The sequence below is a fragment of the Pseudomonas sp. Root329 genome (assembly GCF_001424925.1).
In the GTDB taxonomy this organism is placed as follows: domain Bacteria; phylum Pseudomonadota; class Gammaproteobacteria; order Pseudomonadales; family Pseudomonadaceae; genus Aquipseudomonas; species Aquipseudomonas arabinosi.
Window position 1 is genome coordinate 37,554 of sequence record NZ_LMCV01000024.1, and the last position, 19,526, is coordinate 57,079.

Annotated in this window: 18 protein-coding genes; 7 read left to right on the plus strand and 11 right to left on the minus strand. The window is 59.0% G+C overall.

The window, feature by feature from the left end:
- Positions 1-64 precede the first annotated feature (64 nt).
- Positions 65-667: a hypothetical protein gene (locus ASC74_RS19495; RefSeq protein ID WP_056743301.1), complete on the minus strand. Its 603-nt coding sequence runs from the start codon at positions 665-667 to the stop codon at positions 65-67.
- Between the two features lie 145 nt (positions 668-812).
- On the opposite strand from ASC74_RS19495, the gene ASC74_RS19500 reads away from it, so the two are divergent.
- On the plus strand, positions 813-1,604 hold the full coding sequence (locus ASC74_RS19500; protein WP_056743303.1) for a dienelactone hydrolase family protein: 792 nt from the start codon (positions 813-815) through the stop codon (positions 1,602-1,604).
- 192 nt (positions 1,605-1,796) lie between these two features.
- Complete coding sequence (locus ASC74_RS19505) at positions 1,797-2,522, plus strand: 4'-phosphopantetheinyl transferase family protein (RefSeq protein ID WP_201784096.1); 726 nt, start codon at positions 1,797-1,799, stop codon at positions 2,520-2,522.
- Between the two features lie 125 nt (positions 2,523-2,647).
- Here ASC74_RS19505 and ASC74_RS19510 read toward each other — a convergent pair whose 3' ends face one another.
- Both ASC74_RS19510 and ASC74_RS19515 read right to left on the minus strand, forming a co-directional pair.
- Positions 2,648-4,258: an ATP-binding protein gene (locus tag ASC74_RS19510; protein WP_056743308.1), complete on the minus strand. Its 1,611-nt coding sequence runs from the start codon at positions 4,256-4,258 to the stop codon at positions 2,648-2,650.
- A complete protein-coding gene (locus tag ASC74_RS19515; RefSeq protein ID WP_046046510.1) occupies positions 4,255-4,968 on the minus strand; it encodes a response regulator in 714 nt (237 codons plus the stop codon). The genes ASC74_RS19510 and ASC74_RS19515 overlap by 4 nt, the downstream gene beginning before the upstream one ends.
- 738 nt (positions 4,969-5,706) lie before the next feature.
- Between ASC74_RS19515 and ASC74_RS19520 the strand changes: the two genes are divergently transcribed.
- On the plus strand, positions 5,707-8,601 hold the full coding sequence (locus ASC74_RS19520; protein WP_056743310.1) for a ribonucleoside-diphosphate reductase subunit alpha: 2,895 nt from the start codon (positions 5,707-5,709) through the stop codon (positions 8,599-8,601).
- 231 nt (positions 8,602-8,832) lie between these two features.
- Here ASC74_RS19520 and flgE read toward each other — a convergent pair whose 3' ends face one another.
- From flgE to ASC74_RS19550, 6 genes are all read right to left on the minus strand, one after another.
- On the minus strand, positions 8,833-10,158 hold the full coding sequence (gene flgE / locus ASC74_RS19525) for a flagellar hook protein FlgE (protein WP_056743312.1): 1,326 nt from the start codon (positions 10,156-10,158) through the stop codon (positions 8,833-8,835).
- Between the two features lie 31 nt (positions 10,159-10,189).
- Complete coding sequence (gene flgD / locus ASC74_RS19530; RefSeq protein ID WP_056743314.1) at positions 10,190-10,912, minus strand: flagellar hook assembly protein FlgD; 723 nt, start codon at positions 10,910-10,912, stop codon at positions 10,190-10,192.
- 15 nt (positions 10,913-10,927) lie between these two features.
- The gene (gene flgC / locus ASC74_RS19535; protein WP_046046514.1) at positions 10,928-11,371 is read right to left on the minus strand and encodes a flagellar basal body rod protein FlgC; all 444 of its coding nucleotides are present in this window, start codon (positions 11,369-11,371) and stop codon (positions 10,928-10,930) included.
- Between the two features lie 3 nt (positions 11,372-11,374).
- A complete protein-coding gene (flgB, locus tag ASC74_RS19540; RefSeq protein WP_056743316.1) occupies positions 11,375-11,782 on the minus strand; it encodes a flagellar basal body rod protein FlgB in 408 nt (135 codons plus the stop codon).
- 365 nt (positions 11,783-12,147) lie between these two features.
- Positions 12,148-12,975, minus strand: a complete 828-nt coding sequence (gene cheR / locus ASC74_RS19545; protein WP_056743318.1) for a protein-glutamate O-methyltransferase CheR — start codon at positions 12,973-12,975, stop codon at positions 12,148-12,150.
- A 46-nt stretch (positions 12,976-13,021) separates the two neighbouring features.
- Entirely contained in the window at positions 13,022-13,954 is a 933-nt protein-coding gene (locus ASC74_RS19550; protein WP_008147956.1) for a chemotaxis protein CheV, read from the minus strand.
- Positions 13,955-14,036: 82 nt separating this feature from the next.
- Between ASC74_RS19550 and flgA the strand changes: the two genes are divergently transcribed.
- The 4 genes from flgA to ASC74_RS19570 all read left to right on the plus strand — a co-directional run bounded on the left by flgA (position 14,037) and on the right by ASC74_RS19570 (position 16,646).
- On the plus strand, positions 14,037-14,798 hold the full coding sequence (gene flgA / locus ASC74_RS19555; RefSeq protein WP_056743320.1) for a flagellar basal body P-ring formation chaperone FlgA: 762 nt from the start codon (positions 14,037-14,039) through the stop codon (positions 14,796-14,798).
- 166 nt (positions 14,799-14,964) lie between these two features.
- A complete protein-coding gene (flgM, locus tag ASC74_RS19560; RefSeq protein WP_056743322.1) occupies positions 14,965-15,291 on the plus strand; it encodes a flagellar biosynthesis anti-sigma factor FlgM in 327 nt (108 codons plus the stop codon).
- Positions 15,292-15,339: 48 nt separating this feature from the next.
- The gene (locus ASC74_RS19565) at positions 15,340-15,807 is read left to right on the plus strand and encodes a flagella synthesis protein FlgN (RefSeq protein ID WP_056743324.1); all 468 of its coding nucleotides are present in this window, start codon (positions 15,340-15,342) and stop codon (positions 15,805-15,807) included.
- Positions 15,808-15,899: 92 nt separating this feature from the next.
- Positions 15,900-16,646, plus strand: coding sequence for a flagellar brake protein (locus ASC74_RS19570; protein WP_056743326.1), 747 nt, complete (start codon positions 15,900-15,902; stop codon positions 16,644-16,646).
- A 72-nt stretch (positions 16,647-16,718) separates the two neighbouring features.
- On the opposite strand, the gene ASC74_RS19575 is transcribed toward ASC74_RS19570, so the two are convergent.
- The gene (locus tag ASC74_RS19575) at positions 16,719-18,089 is read right to left on the minus strand and encodes an MFS transporter (RefSeq protein ID WP_056743328.1); all 1,371 of its coding nucleotides are present in this window, start codon (positions 18,087-18,089) and stop codon (positions 16,719-16,721) included.
- 71 nt (positions 18,090-18,160) lie between these two features.
- Positions 18,161-19,402: a glutamine synthetase family protein gene (locus tag ASC74_RS19580; protein WP_177338868.1), complete on the minus strand. Its 1,242-nt coding sequence runs from the start codon at positions 19,400-19,402 to the stop codon at positions 18,161-18,163.
- Positions 19,403-19,526 lie beyond the last annotated feature (124 nt).

Below are 19,526 nucleotides of genomic sequence, written 5' to 3' on the forward strand. Positions count from 1 at the left end.
AGCAAGTCGGATCGCCGCACCGCCGCTCCCACAGGGATTGCGCTTAACTGACTGGCAATGCCTGTCAGAAAGCGTAGTTCGCCGACAGGTAGGTCTGGGCGCTGCTGGTCAGGTCCAGCGAACCCTGTTTGCTGCCACCGCGCTCGCTCATCTCGGTGCTGGCGTTGCTGCGCAGATAACGGTAACCCAGTTCCACCGAGGTGTTTTGCGAAACCTGTTGCAGGACACCCAATTGGCCGCCGAGGGCGTAACCGATGTCGCTGTCGCGGCTGAAGCCTGGGGAATCCTGAGTCATTTTGGTCAAACCGGCCGTGGCGCCGCCGAACAGCTTGGTGCTGCCGCCCACCGGGTAGAACAGATCGTAGCTGCCCAAGAGGTTTTCCTGACGCAGTTTAATGCCATTGTGCGAGCCCGACACGTTGTCGTAAGTCGCGTAGTAGCGGCCCTGGCTGTTTTGCTGGCCCAGGCGCACACCCCAGGTGTTGTCTTTGCCGATCACGCCGTCGGCGTTCGGGTGGTTGAGATTGTCATTCAGGGCATGGGACTTTTTGACTTTGTCGCTGGTCTGTCCAAAAGTAAGGCTGGCGAAATTGTCGTCGGAAGCGAAAGCCGCGGTACTCGCGCTCAGGACAGTGAAAGCCAGAAGCAGTTTTTTGAAGCCAGTCATAGGGGAGTTCCTTATGCGCTATGTGCTATTTGGGTACGGGGCAAGGTTACTCACCCGGCCCTGAACTCCCCCTGAACGCACTCTGAACCTGAGCTGAATCAAATCGACTCGGCTGTTTTGATGACTCTTTGCAGGAGATCCGACGATGCGCATTTCCCTCGCCCTCGTATTACTGGCCTTGAGCGGGCTCAGCCAAGCCGCGATCAAGACTCAGGAAATCCCCTATCAAAGTGCTGACGGCACCAAGATGATCGGCTACTTCGCCTATGACGACGCCATCAAAGGCGCACGCCCTGGCGTGGTGGTGGTGCACGAATGGTGGGGGCTCAACGAATACACCAAGCGCCGCGCCCGTGATCTCGCCGGTCTGGGTTACAGCGCGCTGGCCATCGACATGTATGGCGATGGCAAGAACACTGAGCATCCCAAGGACGCCATGGCCTTCATGCAGGCAGCGTTGAAAGACAGTGACGCGGCGAGCGCGCGCTTTCAGGCCGGGCTCGATCTGCTGAAGAAACAGCCGCAAACCGACCCGAACAAAATCGCCGCTATCGGTTATTGCTTCGGCGGTGGCGTGGTGCTGAATGCGGCACGTCAGGGTTTGCCGCTGGCGGGCGTGGTGAGTTTTCACGGTGCGCTGGCGACCAAGACGCCTGCGGCGCCGGGTAGTGTGAAAGCGAAAATCCTTGTTGAACATGGGGCGATGGACAGCATGGTCACGCCGGATAACGTGGCAGCGTTCAAGGCTGAGATGGACAAGGCTGGGGCTGACTATAAGTTCGTCAGCCTGGAGGGCGCCAAGCATGGGTTCAGCAATCCTGATGCGGATCGGTTGAGCCATGGCGATCATGGCGGGCCGGACATTGGCTACAACAAAGCGGCGGATGAAAAATCCTGGGCGGACATGCAGGCGTTCTTCAAGAAGATTTTTGGTTGATCAGGTAGACCGCGGCGCGGCCTTCGCGAGCAAGTCGGATCGCCGCACCGCCGCTCCCACATTGGATTTGTGTCACGACGAAGATCCAATGTGGGAGCGGCGGTGCGGCGATCCGACTTGCTCGCGAATGGCAACACCTCAGTCTAACGTCAAGACTACCCAGCCTGAGAGCAACCCGGCAAAATGCCCCACATGAATCGCGCCCCCGCCCTCCCCGTCTGCTGCACTCCACTCGATGCCCATTGGCCGCTGCCGTTTGCGCTGCCCGATACGGTGCTGTTGAGCACTCACTTCGATACCTCGCAACTGGCCAGCGATGATTTCCAGCGCAGCGCCATCGAGCCGCCGCCCACCATCCAGCGTTCGGTCGCCAAGCGTCAGGCGGAGTTTCTCGCCGGGCGGGTTTGCGCTCGGGCGGCGTTGCAACAGTTGGAAGGGCTGAACTTCATCCCGGCCATCGGCGAGGACCGGGCACCGGTGTGGCCGACACACATCACGGGCTCGATCACCCACAGCACCGGCCGGGCCTCGGCGATTGTCGCGAAGAAAACCCACTGGCGCGGCCTGGGGATGGACCTGGAAAACCTGCTCAACCCTGAACGGGCCGAGCGACTGGCCGGGGAAATCCTCACCCCGCCCGAGTTGCAACGCATGGCCGCTGGCCGTCGCGATCAACTGGCGATGCTGGTGACCCTGACGTTTTCGGTGAAGGAAAGCCTGTTCAAAGCGCTGTATCCGATCGTTCAGCAGCGCTTTTATTTTGAACATGCCGAGGTTCTGGAGTGGAGCGAGAGCGGTGAAGTGCGGCTGCGGCTGCTGACTGATCTGTCCAGCGAATGGCGTAACGGCACTGAGCTGGATGCGCAGTTTGGGGTCATTGATGGGCAGTTGTTGAGTCTGGTCAGCATCAAGGCCTGACATTTGTGGGGCCTGGGACGGCCTCTTCGCGAGCAAGCCCGCTCCCACAGGGGATTTGCGTGAGACATAGATCCAATGTGGGAGCGGGCTTGCTCGCGAAGGCGGTCCATCATTCACCACAAGCCTCACCGCTTCTCCTGATTCCTCGGCCAGCTCAGGCTGAAACACGCCCCGCCCAGGCTTTTGCTCTTGCTGATCAACGCCCGGCCATCATGCCAATGGATGATTCGCCGCACGATGGACAACCCCAACCCATGCCCACCGGAGGCGCGGGTACGGCTGTCATCGAGGCGCAGGAATGGTGTGAAAATCTTCTCCCAGGCCGTTTCCGGCACACCCGGCCCGTCATCCTCGACATCCACTCGACAGCGCTGCTGCCCGACCTGATAGCTGACGGTCACCCGTGATTGGGCGTGGCGCATGGCGTTGCTCACCAGGTTCTGCAATGCCCGGTGCAGGTAGCGCGGCTCGGCCTCGACCCAGGCGTCGTCGTTGTCCGAGGCAGACAGGCACAAACCGCGCTGTACCGTGACCTCGGCGCGTAACGGCGCCAGTTCTTCGATCACCTGATTGACCAACGCATCCAGATCGATCCGCTGAAAATTCAGCGCCGGCGAACCCTGCTCCAATCGTGCGTAGGTGAGCATCTCGTCCACCAGTCGATCGAGATCCTCGATGTCGTGGTCCATGCCTTCACAGTATTTTTCCAACGCTTGCGGCGTGGTGGCCGAGCCGATCATTTCCAGGCCAAAACGCAACCGCGCCACGGGTGTGCGCAGCTCATGAGACACGGCGCGCACCAGCTCACGCTGAATCGCCAACAGTTGCTGCAAGTGCTCGGCCATGCCGTTGAACGCCGAAGCCAGCCGTCCCACCGAGTCCGCGCCGCGTGCCGGCACGCGGGTTTCCAGGCTGCCCTTGGCGATGCGCGTGGCGGCCGCTTCCAGGCCACGCAAACGACGCTCAAGTTGGCGCACCAACAAATAGACGATCAAACCGATCAGGCTCAAACCGAGGGCGGCGATCAGCACCAGCCATTCCGGCGGATAAGGATTCATCTGATACAACGGGCCGATTTCCAGCACCCACGGCGTACCGACCATGCCGGCAAACACCCGGATCGAATCGCCGCCCTTGCCCAGCGCCATCACCGTGTCACCCTCGGACACCCGGCGACTCTGGTCCTCATCCATGTCCGCCTGTTCGATCGTCACCAGCCGCAAGTCGAAACCAAACCCTTTATCGCGCTTCAACTGCGCCAGACGCTCGGGTTGCTCGGCCACCGGGTAGCGCACCAGTTCGTCGGCCAACAGGTAAATAGTCGCCCGGGCCAGTTGTTCGCTGATCTGTTGGACTTCGCCGGTCAGCACCAGCTGTTCCTTGTCGCTGACCAGTCGATACACCTTCGCCGCGTGCGGACCGGTCTGTTCCACCAGCGCCTGACCGCGCAGCACACGAGTGCGCTGGGTGAGGTCAAGGTCGGTCTGGGCAAAGGTCTTCAGCGCCAGCGGAATCCCCAGCAACCGCTCCCACACCAGCAAGGCACGGTGGCGCTCGGTTTCGTTCATCGGGTTCAGATTGTCGGCCATCAACGAGAACGTGCCGTGGGCCAGGCGTTCGCGGTATTGCTCGCCGCGCACTTGGTTGAGCAGGTGCAAGGCCAGCACGCCGAGTACCGCGACCAGAATCAGCGCCGCGCACATGCCGCCATAAATGCGCAGGAAGATCGAGTTCACAGCGTGCAGGCTTCCGGAACGAACAGATAACCTTTGCTGCGGATGGTCTTGATCAGCCGCGGATGCTCCGGGTCATCGCCGATTTTCGGGCGAATGCGCGAGATGCGCACGTCGATGGAACGGTCCTGGCCGTCATAGCCAATGCCACGCAGCGCGGTGAAAATCTCTTCCCGGGACAGGATGCGTCCGGCGTTGGCGACCAGCAGCCAGAGCAAGTCAAACTCTGCGCTGGTCAACTCGATGCCGTTGTCGTTAAGCCAGGCTTCGCGCAATGCGTTGTCGACCACCAACGGACCGAACTGCAGACGCCGTTGTTTTTCCGGCGCCACTTCAGGAGTTTCACTGCGTCGCAACAAGGCCTGGATGCGCGCCAGCAGCAGACGTGGGCGAACCGGTTTGCACACGTAATCGTCGGCGCCCAGGTCCAGGCCGAGAATCTGATCGGTGTCGTCGGTGCGGGCGGTGAGCATCAGGATCGGGCCGTCATACTTGTCGCGAACCTTGCGGCAGATGCTCAGGCCATCTTCGCCCGGCAACATCAGGTCGAGGATCACCAGGTCCGGTTTCTCCTTGATGATCCGTGCCGCGGCCAAGGCGCCGTTGCCCTCGATGGATACGCGCAGACCATTGGCTTCCAGGTAGTCGCGGGTCAGTTCGGCCAGACGCTGGTCGTCCTCGACAATCAATACCTGCCAGGCTTCTTGCTCCACGGTGACCTCTGCTTGCCAACAACACTAATAAGGAAGGATCCGCCCGTCTTTTTGTAATGATTGGGGAGGATAAGAATGCGTACGCACTGGCCGATTGTATAAACGCCGCCCGCCGAGAACACAAGCCGGTAAATGCGTTCGGACAACGCGGATTTTTGTGATAGGGTTCGCGCCCTTAAAAATCCAAATGACCGTTTTCAATCATTGAAAATCAGTGAAAAACGGTCCGCTCCAGCTAGGTCGCGGCCTACACGCTCGTTCTACGTTTCACACACAATTTACGCACAGGTTTATCCACAGGTAGTACGTTGCAACACCCTCCAAAACGCATTATCTTGTACCTCGGCGCAAAAAAAACCCTACATGTAGGGTTTTACGCCAAAAACCAAACACAAACCGGACACCGATTTCAAGCGCTTTTATTGCCTCTTTCCGGTTGAACCAAACGTATTTTTGAAAGACCAAACCGCGCGTGCGGATGGCTACTGTTTTTGAGCCGAAAACGGCGTTAACGGTACGGGTGTTGCAGTCAATTACTGTCACCCAAAAGGATCCCGGTTTCAGGTTCAAGGCCTGGGACCAAAGACTTCGGCATGGAAGCGGCGCCCCAATTGCCCCTTCCTGATCTGTCCCGAAGTTGGTATGCCCGGCCCCTCGCCGGTTGTAGTGCTTCAGGACGGAACGGTGGGCACCGTGATGGTGCCCAAACAAACATAGAGAATGTGGAGACAACCCCCCATGCAAACCGACACAACTCGCGAGAACCCGCAGGGCACCTTGCCGCAGGCCGCAGATTCGACTTCGGATCTGTCCGCCACCGCGCCAGGCCAACTGCGCGTGATCAAGCGTAACGGCACTGTCGTTCCTTACACCGATGACAAAATCACCGTCGCTATCACCAAAGCGTTTCTCGCAGTTGAGGGCGGCACCGCTGCCGCTTCGTCGCGAATCCACGACACCGTTGCCCGTCTGACCGAACAAGTCACCGCGACCTTCAAGCGTCGCATGCCATCGGGCGGCACCATCCACATCGAAGAAATCCAGGACCAGGTCGAACTGGCCCTGATGCGTGCCGGCGAGCAGAAAGTGGCGCGCGACTACGTGATCTACCGTGACGGTCGTTCGAAAGAACGCGCCGCCCACGCTCCGGCCGAAGAAGCGGTCAACGCTCACCCGTCGATCCGCATCACCCGCGCCGATGGCACCTTTGCTCCTCTGGACATGGGTCGCCTGAACACCATCGTCACCGAAGCGTGCGAAGGCCTGGAAGAAGTCGACGGCGACCTGATCCAGCGCGAAACCCTGAAAAACCTGTACGACGGTGTGGCCCTGACCGACGTCAACACCGCCCTGGTGATGACCGCCCGCACCTTGGTCGAGCGTGAGCCGAACTACTCGTTCGTGACCGCTCGCCTGCTGATGGACACCCTGCGTGCCGAAGGCCTGAGCTTCCTGGAAGTCGCCGAAAGCGCGACCCACCACGAAATGGTCGACCTGTACGCCAAGGCCTTGCCTGCGTACATCGCCAAAGGTATCGAATTCGAATTGCTGAACCCGGTCCTGGCCACCTTCGACCTGGAAAAACTCGGCAAGGCGATCAACCACGAGCGCGATCAGCAGTTCACGTACCTGGGCCTGCAAACCCTGTACGACCGTTACTTCATCCACAAGGACGGTATCCGCTTCGAACTGCCGCAGATCTTCTTCATGCGCGTGGCCATGGGCCTGGCGATCGAAGAGAAGAACAAAGAAGACCGTGCGATCGAGTTCTACAACCTGTTGTCGTCTTTCGACTACATGTCGTCGACCCCAACCCTGTTCAACGCCGGTACCCTGCGTCCACAGCTGTCGAGCTGCTACCTGACCACCGTGCCGGATGACCTGTCGGGCATCTATCACGCGATCCACGACAACGCCATGTTGTCGAAATTCGCGGGCGGCCTGGGCAACGACTGGACCCCGGTTCGTGCACTCGGTTCGTACATCAAGGGCACCAACGGCAAATCCCAGGGCGTTGTTCCGTTCCTGAAAGTAGTGAACGACACCGCCGTTGCCGTTAACCAGGGTGGCAAGCGCAAAGGCGCTGTCTGTGCCTACCTGGAAACCTGGCACATGGACATCGAAGAGTTCATCGAGCTGCGCAAGAACACCGGTGATGATCGTCGTCGTACCCACGACATGAACACTGCCAACTGGATCCCTGACCTGTTCATGAAGCGCGTCTTCGATGACGGCAAGTGGACCCTGTTCTCGCCGTCCGAAGTACCGGACCTGCACGACCTGACCGGCAAGGCCTTCGAAGAGCGTTACGAGTACTACGAAGCCCTGTCCGAGTACCCGGGCAAGATCAAGCTGTTCAAGACCATCCAGGCCAAAGACCTGTGGCGCAAAATGCTGTCCATGCTGTTTGAAACCGGCCACCCATGGCTGACCTTCAAAGACCCGTGCAACCTGCGCAGCCCGCAGCAGCACGTCGGCGTGGTTCACAGCTCGAACCTGTGCACCGAGATCACCTTGAACACCAACAAGGACGAGATCGCCGTTTGCAACCTGGGCTCGATCAACCTGCCGAACCACATCACCAACGGCAAGCTGGATACCGCCAAGCTGGAACGCACCGTGAACACCGCCGTTCGCATGCTCGATAACGTTATCGACATCAACTACTACTCGGTGCCACAAGCGAAGAACTCCAACTTCAAGCACCGTCCGGTCGGTCTGGGCATCATGGGCTTCCAGGACGCTCTGTACCTGCAGCACATCCCTTACGGTTCCGACGCTGCCGTCGAGTTCGCCGACAAGTCGATGGAAGCGGTCAGCTACTACGCGATCCAGGCTTCCTGCGACCTGGCCGACGAGCGCGGCGCCTACGAGACGTTCCAGGGTTCGCTGTGGTCCAAAGGCATCCTGCCGCTGGATTCGCAACAGATCCTGATCGAGCAACGTGGCCAGAAGTACATCGACGTTGACCTGAACGAATCCCTGGACTGGGCACCGGTTCGTGCCCGAGTTCAGAAAGGCATTCGTAACTCCAACATCATGGCCATCGCACCGACCGCGACCATCGCCAACATCACTGGCGTATCGCAGTCGATCGAACCGACCTACCAGAACCTCTACGTGAAATCGAACCTGTCGGGCGAATTCACCGTGATCAACCCGTACCTGGTTCGCGACCTGAAGGCTCGCGGTCTGTGGGACTCGGTCATGATCAACGACCTGAAGTACTACGACGGTTCGGTGCAACAGATCGAGCGCATCCCGCAAGAACTCAAAGAGCTCTACGCGACTGCCTTCGAAGTGGACACCAAGTGGATCGTTGACGCGGCAAGCCGTCGCCAGAAGTGGATCGACCAGGCTCAGTCGCTGAACCTGTACATCGCTGGCGCATCGGGCAAGAAGCTGGACGTGACCTACCGCATGGCCTGGTACCGTGGTCTGAAAACCACTTACTACCTCCGTGCCCTGGCCGCGACCAGCACCGAGAAGTCGACCATCAACACCGGCAAGCTGAACGCTGTTTCCAGCGGCGGCAACCACGGTGAAGATTCGGTCCTGGCAGCGCCTGCCGGCCCTGCTCCAGTGCCGAAGGCTTGCGCCATCGACGAGCCGGATTGCGAAGCTTGCCAATAAGCTGAGCCGGTAACCCGAAACCCCCGACAGTCCTCTGGATTGTCGGGGGTTTTCTTTTGCCTGCCTTTCAAGATCAAAAGATCGCAGCCTCGTTTCACTCGACAGCTCCTACAGGGGACCGCTATTTCCTGTAGGAGCTGTCGAGTGAAACGAGGCTGCGATCTTTTTGCCAGCCATAAAAAAGCCCCTCGATTGAGGGGCTCTTTGTGCAGCGCTATCCGCCAACCCGCATTAGGTCATCTGAATGATGGTCTGCATGATGGTGCTCTGGGTGGAGATGGTCTTGGCGTTCGCCTGGTAGTTGCTCTGCGCCTTGATCAGGTCGACCAGTTCATTGGTCAGGTTGACGTTGGACTCTTCCAGAGAGTTGGAGTGGATCTCGCCCAAGGTACCGGTGTTCGGCGCATCGTAGCCCGGGATACCCGACGAATAGGTTTCTTTCCAACTGGTGCCGCCTACAGGCTGCAAACCTTGTTCGTTGGTGAAACTGGCGAGCGAGATCTGACCGATGGCCTTGGTCTGGCTGTTGCTGAAGTTGGCGAGCATCACACCGCTGGTATCGATGGTCAGGTTGGTGATCTGGCCGGTGGCGTAGCCGTTTTGCGAAGGAATCGAACGCGCGGTGTCAGCGTTGTACTGCGTGGTTTTGTCCATGGAGACCGTAACGACGCCGGAGGCAGCGCCGTTGGCTTTCCACACGCCATTGGTCACGGTACCCGGAACCCAGCCAGTGACCTGCAGGTCAGGGCTGGTTACCACGGATGGCGGAACGGTCGCTGGAACAACCGGTGTGGTGACCGAAGTCAGCTTGCCGGAGCTGTCGAAGTTCATGGTCGAAGCGACCGGAAGGGAAGCGGCAAGAGTAGGATCGCTGCCATCCGGGTTGCGACCCTCGATCAGGGTGTAGGTCTTCCAGGTGTTGTCAGCAGTCTTGACCATGTATTGATCCATGATGTGCTGGTTACCCTGGGTATCATAAATCGGGGTACTGAACTGCTTGGTGAAAGACGCTTCCTTGGACGGGTCAAACGGATTGGTAGTCTGGTTGATGATGGGAGCTGTGGAGTTCAGGTTGATCGTCGACGAAACCGTGGAGGTGTTTTTTGGCGCCAGGTTCGACGTATCGATGCGCAGGTCAGTCAAAACACCATTGAGGATCTTGCCATTGGCATCCACGCCATAACCCTGCAGACGCGCAGAGCCATCGCTATTGGTGACGTAACCGTCCTTGTCGACCTTGAACGTACCGGCACGGGTGTAGGACATCGAACCGTTCTCGCTCAGCACGAAGAAACCGGAACCATTGATACCCATGTCCAGCACGTTGCCGGTGTTGCTGACGTCGCCCTGGGTGAACTGCTGGGAAACGTTGGACAGGCGCACGCCGTTACCGATGGTTTTGCTGCCGGTACCCAGCTTGGTGGCCGAGTAAACGTCTTCGAATTCCGCACGGGACGATTTGAAACCGGTGGTCGCGACGTTGGCGATGTTGTTGCCGGTCACGTCCAGTTGTTTGTTGGCTGCATAGAGACCGCTAAGGCCGATATTGAAAGACATATTCCACTCCTTTGTGCCGTGTTAGTCGGCTCTACATACCAATAGTTTGTACTTTGGACAGGGCGATGCTGCCCGCCCCGGCCAGGTTGAGCATCAACTCACCGCCGGTCTGGCTGATGGTCACGCTGTTGACGGTGGCCGGCAGGTACGTCACCAGCGAGGTCGCCTTGCCGTCGTAGGTCGCCGTAGCGCCGAAGGTATAGGTACCCGCCGTGGCCACTTCGCCGGCGTCGTTTTTGCCGTCCCAGATGAAACTGGAAGTACCGGTTTTCTGGCTGGCCAGGTCGATCGTGCGGACAACCTTGCCATCGGTATCGGTGATCTTGACCTTGACCGGGTCCACCGACGCCGGTACGGCAATGGTGCCGCTGAAACTCTTGGAGGTATCGACCACCGCCTTGTCGGTCGGTGCAATAACCGAACGTCCGACCAGCGACGACGCCTGCAATGCCTGGGACGAGTTGTAATTGCTCGCCAGGCCACTGACGGTGTCGTTAAGCGTGGTGATGCCTTCCAGGCTACTGAACTGGGCCAACTGGGCGACGAACGCGCCGTTGTCCTGCGGTTCCAGCGGGTTCTGGTTTTTCAGTTGCGTTACCAGCAACTGCAGGAACGCGTCCTTGCCCAGGGCCTTTTTGCCGGTGGCGCTGTTCGTCGCCGACGTCAGGCCATCCGTCGTGGTGCTGGTCTTGATCGAGGAGTTGGCCAGGATGTCCTTGAGGCTAATGCCACTGGTGGTATCGGTAACACTCATCTGAGTCGCCCCTTATCACTGACCGAGGGTCAGGACCTTCTGCATCATGGTTTTGGCGGTGTTCATCATTTCGGCGTTGGTCTGGAACGAACGGCTCGCGGAAATCATGTCAGCCATTTCTTCCACCACGTTGACGTTCGGGTAGTAGACGTAGCCCTTAGCGTCGGCCGCCGGATGGTTCGGCTCGTAGCGCGCCTCAAGGTTGCTCTGGTCCTCGACCACGCCCAGCACTTGCACGCCTTGACCGGCCGCGTCCTGGTTCTGGAACAGCGAGTCGCTGCCACCGCTCTGGCCACCCTGGAACATGGTGGCGAATACCGGGTGCCGTGCACGGTAGGTCTGGTCGATGCTCGACGAGACGGTTTCGGCGTTGGCGATGTTCGAGGCGACGGTGTTCAAGCGAGTGGTCTGGGCACTCATGCCGCTACCGGCAATGTTGAAAACACTGGCTAGAGACATGACTTACTCTCCACGAAGGGCTGACATCAGCCCTTTGAATTTGCTGTTGAGCAGGGTGAAGCTGGCTTGGAAGTTGACCGCGTTTTCCGCGTAGTTCGACTGTTCCAGCTGGGCATCCACGGTGTTCTGGTCGATCGACGGTTGCATCGGCGTGCGATACAGCAGCGACTCGTCGCCATTACCCAGGCCTTCGGCTTCGATATGACGGCTGTTGGTCATGTTCAAGGCGAAAGTGCCGCTCTTGGTCTTCTCGTTCTGCTCGGCGAGCACTTTCGAGAAGTCCAGATCCCGAGCCTTGTAGTTCGGGGTGTCGGCGTTGGCGATGTTGTTGGCCAGGACTTCGGCACGCTGAGCGCGGAAGCCCAGGGCTTGTTCGTGGATACCGAGCGCTTTATCGAAGCTGATGCTCATGTCGGAAACCTTCGGGTGACCTGATTTTTCGTAACAGGGACATAGCAAGCGTCGTGCCAATTGAAAAAAGCCCGTAAATAGGGGCTTTGCGGGCAGTGGCAATGTGGCAATGCCAGAAAAGCGGCAACCGATTTCCGCCGCCTGCCGCTTTTCTGCCGCTTATCACCCCCGCAGAACACCACATGACCCTGTGGGAGCGGGCTTGCTCGCGAAAGCGGTGTGCCAGTCAAAGCTGATGTCGACTGACACGACGCCTTCGCGAGCAAGCCCGCTCCCACAGGGGATTGAGGTGAAGTCGAAGGAGCTTGGCAGGCAAAAAAAACGGGAGCCCCTGAGGACTCCCGTTTTTTGATGACGCCAACGAATCACTTCGCCTGGTAAATGATCCCCGGGCTGCACTGGACCATCTGGTAATGATCCGGCAAACCGTTCAGCGCCTCGGAAGCACCGAGGAACAGATAACCGCCTGGCTTCAACGTGCTGTGAATGCGCAACAGGATGTCCTTCTTCACCTCGGCGGAGAAGTAGATCAGCACGTTGCGGCAGAACACGATGTCGAACTTGCCCAGGGCTGCGTAGCTGTCCAGCAGGTTGAACGAGCGAAACTCCACCCGACTCTTGATCGGTGCCTTGATTGCCCAGCGCCCCGGCCCCTTCGGGTCGAAGTAACGTTGAAGGCGCTCGGGTGACAGGCCACGGCCGATGGCCAGGCTGTCGTACTCGCCGGTCTTGCAGTTGGTCAGCATGGTACCGGACAGGTCGGTGGCAACGATCTGCACGCCCATCTTCAACTGGCCCATGTTCACGCGTTCGAACTCATCGATCGACATCGACAGCGAGTACGGTTCCTGACCCGACGAACAGGCCGCCGACCAGATCCGCAGACGCTGGCCAGGGGCGGCCTTGATCGCTGCCGGCAGCACCCTGTTCTTCAAGACTTCAAACGGATAGGTGTCACGAAACCACAGGGTTTCGTTGGTGGTCATGGCATCCACCACCATCTCGCGCAAACCGCTGCGCGGCTGGGTCTGGATGCGCTGGACCAGCTCACCCAGGGACTTGATGCCTTGCTGTTCCATCAGTTTGTTGAGACGGCTCGAGACCAGGTACTGCTTGTTTTCACCGAGCAAAATGCCACAGGCTTTTTCCAGGAAGACCCGGAACTGTTCGAAATCCAAATTACCCGTAGACAAAGATGCCGCCTCTTAAATCGTATTAACCGTTAGGGGCAAAAGGCCCCTAGCTGATGTCTGCTGCTTTGATCCGGTTGACTACCCGGGATGCCAGGTCATCAGGACGGAATTTGGCAAGAAAGTCATCGGCACCGACCTTCTTGACCATCGCCTGATTGAATACACCCGACAACGAAGTATGCAGGATGATGTGAAGCTTTTGCATGCGAGGGTCGTTGCGGATCTCGGCCGTGAGGGTGTACCCGTCCATCTCCGGCATCTCGATGTCGGAAATCATCATCAGGAACTCTTCTTCCGGCTTCTTGCCCTCGTCGACCAGCTTGCGCAGGTAATCCAGCGCTTGCCGACCGTCGTTCAACGCCACCACTTCGACACCGACCGTCTGCAGACAACGAGTCACCTGCTTGCGCGCCACCGACGAGTCATCGACCGTCAGCACTCGCAAAGAGAGCGCCTTGTGCTGGGTTTCGACATCCACCACGCCGACGGAAATCGCTTCCGGTGTCGGCGCCACTTCTGCCAGCACTTTCTCGACGTCGATGATTTCGACTAACTGATTGTCGACCCGAGTCACAGCCGTCAGGTAATGATCGCGTCCCGTGCCCTTGGGTGGCGGATGAATCTCCTCCCAGTTCATGTTGACGATGCGTTCCACTGACCGCACCAGGAAACCCTGGGTCTTGGTGTTGTACTCCGTGATGATCACGAAGGGATTGCTTTGATCTTTCAGCGCACCGGAACCGGTCGCCATGGCCAGATCAAGAATCGGAATGGTCGCCCCCCGAATATTCGCCACACCGCACACGACAGGACTGGATTTTGGCATCAGCGTCAGTTTGGGGCATTGCAGCACCTCCCGAACCTTGAACACGTTGATCCCATACAGCTGTTGACCGTCGAGACGGAACAACAACAGCTCAAGGCGATTCTGCCCTACCAGTTGCGTGCGCTGGTTTACCGCATCCATTACACCAGCCATGCACAGACTCCTACACCAACGCTTAAGTGTGTTGCGACGCGCATTCATCACTAAACGGCACGGCGCTTGCTTTTTAACTCTTATGAACACAGAACCGACATTTTTCCGACGCCTGACATCAAACGCCCGCAGATTGCTTTGCGCGGTGTCGGCCGTCTGCCTGTTCAACGCTGGCTGCCCTGCCCTTGCTGACGCGGTTACCTTGCCTGACATGCTTATCGGCGTCACTCAGGGCTTTCTTGAATTCACCGTAGAAGACTATCTGGCCACCAGTCAAACGGAAGGCCGCTACGAGATCGAGGTCAAGCAACTCGATCCGCGGCTGCGCATGCCCATGTGCGACAAGGAATTGACAGCCACGCTTGAGAGTCCGGCAAGGCCGCTGGGGCGGGTTACCGTCAAGGTTGCTTGCGAGGGCACGTCCCCCTGGACCGTCTTCGTACCCGCTCAAGTGCGCCTGTTTCGCGACATTGTGACCACCACCCGTGCGCTGCGGCGCGCCGGTATCGTCGAGCCCCAGGATGTGACCCTGCGCGAGCGTGACATCAGTCTGATCAACCAGGGTTACCTGACTTCCGTCGACCAGGCGATCGGGCAGAAACTTACCCGACCAATGGTCGCCGACCAGGTCATGACCCTGGTGCACATGGAACAGGCAGAAGTCATCAGCAAGGGCGACCAGGTGGTGATTACCGCCCGCAGTGGAACGCTCAGCGTGCGCATGCCGGGTGAAGCGCTGTCCAACGGCGGCTTGCGCGAACAGATTCGGGTGAAAAACCTCAACTCCCAGCGGGTCATCAAGGCGCAAGTCACCGCGCCCGGCCAGGTGGAAGTGGCCATGTAGAACTCTCTGTTTGTGAAGATGTGGCGCGCCACTCGACTGTTCCCTAGACTGTGCCCTATGCAGGGCAAGCGCTGACGCGCGCAAGCTCATTGATAATTGGGCCTAAAGTTTTTCCGGGTATGGCCGAAAACATGGCAAGCGTCCAAATACCCAGAGGTTTTTTGTCATGGTCATCGATTTCAGCCGTTTAAACAGTTCCCCGTCACTTACCGGTAGTACACGTACCAGCACCGCGAAGGAGACCGCCGAAGCCGGCAAACCCGCACCGCTGAATACCCCGGCCGAACAGGCCAGTACCGTCAAAAGCGGGGAATCGGTACATCTCAGCAATGAGGCTCAACAGTTGCAGAAGGTCACTGACAAGCTGCGCGATCAGCCTGCCGTCGACAATGCCCGCGTGGCCGAGTTGAAAGCAGCGATTGCCGATGGCAGCTACAAAGTCGACAGCAACCGTGTAGCCAGCAAACTGCTCAACTTCGAAGCCCAGCGCTAGGCCAAGGCCTGCGCCAGGCTTTTGGACGCTTAAAACCCAAGGCCAGCCATGCACGACACTAATTTACTGCAACTGATCACCGACGATTTCGCCCCGGCACAGCACTTGCTGGAGTTACTGCAAACCGAGTCCCTCGCCTTGCACGGTCGCGACATGCCACTGCTCGAAGAAATTCTGGCGCAGAAACAGGCATTGATCATTTTGCTCGATCAGCATGGCCGCAAGCGCAGTGAAATCCTCGCCAGCCTCAACCTGCCGACCAACCGCAACGGCCTGGAGCAACTTGCCAGCCATTCGAGTATTGGCAATCAGCTGTTGGAACAGAGCGATGTATTGACCGATCTTCTGGCTCAGTGCCAGGCGGCCAACGTCAAGAATGGCCAGTCGATCCTGGTGCAACAGGCCTCGACGGCCAATCAGCTGAAAATCCTCAACGGCGGCGAGCCGCCAGCGCTCTATGATGCACGCGGATCAACCTCCATGCTTGCGAAGCCACGCCCGCTCAGTCAGGCTTGAGCCTGCTGAAAAGCGCGCACTATCAAGACGCGAAACTTGCTGGCAATATGCTGGCCAGCCGTAGTCATATTTTGTCTGGAGATTGATGAACCGTGTTCAATGCCTTAAGCGCGGAAGATGCTCCGCAGCCACCCAAGGTGCTCACCACGCCGTTGGAGATCTCCGGCAACCTGCGCCAGCTGCAAGACAGCCATGATCCGCTGATCATCACGTTCCATGAGCGCAGCCAGCGCTTCCAGAGTTATCTGGTGGACATTGACCGTGACAGCAACATGATTGCCCTGGACGAAATGATTCCCCGCGATGGTGAACGCTTCCTGCTCGCCGGCGAACCGTTCAAGGTCGAAGGTTTTCACGACGGCGTGCGCATTGCCTGGGAAAGCAACGGCCCGTTGACCATCGACGAATCCGGTGGTGGTCGCTGCTACCGTGGCGCCCTGCCCGCCGAGGTGGTTTACCACCAGCGTCGTAATGCATTCCGCGCAGCATTGAAGCTGGCACAACTGGTCAACGTCGATCTGGGCGGTGAAAAACTCAAGTCGCCGATCAGCGGCAAGCTATTGGACATCTCCGCCACCGGTTGCAAGTTGCGCTTCGAAGGCGACATCACGGACAGCCTGCAACTGGGCCAGGTCTATGACCGCTTCATCGCCGCCCTGCCTTTTGGCAACATGACGGCACCGGTCGAGCTGCGTTACCTGCACTTCGAAGAAAGGATCTCCACCACCTTCGCCGGCGTACGCTTTCACAACATGAGCGGGCTGGTGCAACGGCAGGTCGAGCGGTTCGTCTATCAGCTTCAGCGCGAAGCGCGGCGCTTCGACAAAGACGACATGTAATAAGACGCTTCAATAGAAAACGGGCAGTCCCTTGCGGTGACTGCCCGTTTTTTTATGCGTTGTTTTTATGCGTTATGGCCTGGCCTCGGTAAAACTTTGCTCGCGAGGTGCATCAGGGTCTTCGGGTGGCGGATCGGTTTCAGGCGCTGATTCAGGTTCCGGGTCCGGCTCAGGGCTGATCGGGTTCTGCATCTGATCCTGAACCACCTGCTCATCGACCCGCGGGTCAAGGCAAGCCACCAACGGCGAACTCGACATACTGTCCGGCATGGCGACGTGATGCAGCGGTGCATCGTCCACCACATGCAGGTTGGTCACCGCTTTCGGGCGAATCCGCCACACCAGCACCAACGCGAAGAAACTGAAGAAGGCATAGAGCATGTGGCTGCCGAACAGCTTCATCAGCACCCCGGCCACCAGCGGTCCGATACTGGCGCCAACACCGTAGGTCACCAACAGCATCGCTGTCAGGGACACCCGGCGATCACCCTCGACGTGGTCGTTGGAGAATGCCACCGCCAGCGGATACAGGCAGAACATCACCAGCGAACAGCAGAACCCGGTGATAAACAAAATCTCCAGCGGTACCTGTTGCATGATTGCCAGCGGCAACGCGGTAAGCGCCAGAACCAGGGCAAAACAGCGAATCAACAGTGCCCGGTCATAACGGTCGGACAGCCAGCCCAACGGCCATTGCACCAGCAACCCCGCAAAAATGCAGCTACCCATGAACAGACCGACCTGCTCCGTGGACAACCCCTGCTGTGAGGCATATAGCGGTGCCAGACCGTAGAACGAACCGATGATCAGCCCCGCCCCCAGCACCGTGCTCAACGACTGCGGCACGCGTTTGATGAAGAACCGCGGCTCCATCGGGGCCGGGTGCAATGGCGCCGGGTGAATCCGCCGGGTCAGGGCCACCGGCACCAGGCACAGCGCGAAGCACAAGGCGACCAGCATCAGCAGTTCGAGCCCCAGGCCGGGGTGCATGACCAGAATCAACTGACCCAGCACCAGCCCCAGGTACGAGGCGATCATGTAGCCGCTGAACACCGTTCCGCGCTGCGAGGCTTCGGCCTGCTCATTGAGCCAGCTTTCGATAACCATGTATTGGCACATCATGCCGAGGCCGACGATCACCCGAAGGAAGATCCAGGCAGGCAACCAGTCCACCAGGCCATGGCCCAGCACCGCCGCGCCGACAATCCCGGCGCAGGCCGAATAGGCGCGAATGTGCCCGACCCGGGCAATCAGCCGGTGGCCGATCTTGCCACCCAGTACCAGGCCGCAATAGTTGGCCGCCATCAACGCACCGACCCACAGGCTGTCGACGTGGTCGGCGGCCAGGCGCAAGGCCAGGTAAGTACTCAACAGGCCAGAGCCGATCAACATCATCAGCGAGGCAAAATAAAGCGCTCGAAAGGGTTTCCAGATTTGGCGCATCGGCGTTCCGAGCGGCTCCTTGCAGTGAGTTTCAGGCTACCGACAAACGATAGCCTGATGTCGACGGGGCGTCAGGCCTGGGCCGCTAAAACACGCCGCTCCCAGGGAGTAATTTCATCAAAGAAGCTGGTCAACTCCATGGTCTTCGAGGCGATGTAGCCTTCGATGAACTCCTTGCCAAACAGTTCCTTCGCCAATTGGCTACGTTTCAGACGCTCAAGAGCCGCATGCAAGGTACACGGCAACGAAAGATTGTCCGGTACTTCGAATTCACCCTGGATCGGCTCGCTCGGCTCCAGTTTGTGTTCAATGCCATACAACCCTGCGGCAAGGCTGGCGGCGATCGCCAGGTAAGGATTTGCATCAGCCCCCGGCAAACGGTTCTCGACCCGACGAGCGGCGGGCGAACTGGCTGGAATACGCAATCCGGCCGCGCGATTGTCGTGGGACCAGCAGGCATTATTCGGCGACGCATACGGATGGCACAAGCGCTGATACGAGTTCACGTTCGGCGCGAATAACGCGGTGAAGTCCGCCATGCAGGCCTGCTGACCCGCGATGAAATGACGGAAGGTCGCGGTCGGCTCACCAGCCTTGTCGCTGAACACGTTACGCCCGCTGCCGATCTCGATGATGCTCTGGTGAATATGCATCGAACTGCCCGGCGTGTGCGCCAGCGGCTTGGCCATGCAAACCACGGTCAGGCCATGCTTGAGCGCGACTTCTTTGAGCAGATGTTTGAACAGGAGTGTCTGGTCGGCCAGCAGCAGTGGGTCGCCGTGCAGCAAGTTGATCTCGAACTGGCTGACGCCCATCTCGTGCATGAAGGTATCGCGCGGCAAGCCCAGGGCCGCCATACAGGCGTAGACTTCACTGAAGAACGGCCGCAAACCATTATTGGAACTGATACTGAACGCCGATTGACCGTCCTCGCGACGACCGTCCAGGCCCAGCGGCGGCTGGAACGGTTGAGTCGGGTCGGTATTGGGTGCGAAGACAAAAAATTCCAGCTCGGTCGCCACCACCGGCGCCAGGCCGAGGGCCGCGTAACGCGCGATCACGGCTTTGAGTTGGCCGCGGGTCGACAGAGACGAGCTTTCGCCGGTCAGCTCATCCGCATCGCAAATGGCCAAGGCTCGCGGCTGCTGGCTCCACGGCAAGCGATGGATCTGCGCCGGGTCGGGCACCAGCGCCAGGTCACCATCATCACTGCCGTAAAAGCGCGCTGGCGGATATCCGCCCATGATGCATTGCAGCAGCACGCCCCGCGCCATCTGCAAACGCCGCCCCTCGAGAAAGCCTTCGGCGGTCATTACTTTGCCACGGGGTACGCCATTCAAATCCGGCGTGACACATTCAATCTCATCAATGCCCGTCAATCGCTGTGCGAGTGAGCGATGGCCATCGGTTGTCATGACGCAATCCTTTGTTGTTGTG